Below are 313 nucleotides of genomic sequence, written 5' to 3'. Positions count from 1 at the left end.
GCGGCCTGTGCGAGGGGCTCAACGAGCGCCTGGACATGTCGCCGACCTTGCCCAATGGCGTGAGCAACCCGGGCTTTCTGCGTCCGGCCAGCTACAGCCTGCCCGAGGACGATGACGGCAAGGCCCGCAACCCCGACGCGGTGTACTACCGGCGCAAATTCTCCGCCGCGGCCAATGGCACCGCCGCCCGCAGCGTGGTCATTCCGTTCTACTGGGGCTTTCGCGAGGAAGAGCGGCACATCATCAAGGATGCGCCCCACGGCGAGTGGATGGATCGCAACAGAAACCGCCTGGACAAGGCGGGCACCAAGGA

At 66.5% G+C, this 313-nt stretch carries 1 pseudogene; it reads left to right on the top strand.

The features are described from left to right. Positions 1-313, top strand: a pseudogene (locus J5M73_RS31570) (hypothetical protein); the annotation flags it as partial.

The sequence above is a fragment of the Pseudomonas sp. 50_B genome (genome assembly GCF_017491625.1).
Taxonomy (GTDB): domain Bacteria; phylum Pseudomonadota; class Gammaproteobacteria; order Pseudomonadales; family Pseudomonadaceae; genus Aquipseudomonas; species Aquipseudomonas danubii.
The sequence above is the reverse complement of the archived record's forward strand: the minus strand, read 5'-3'. Positions and strand labels throughout refer to the sequence as shown.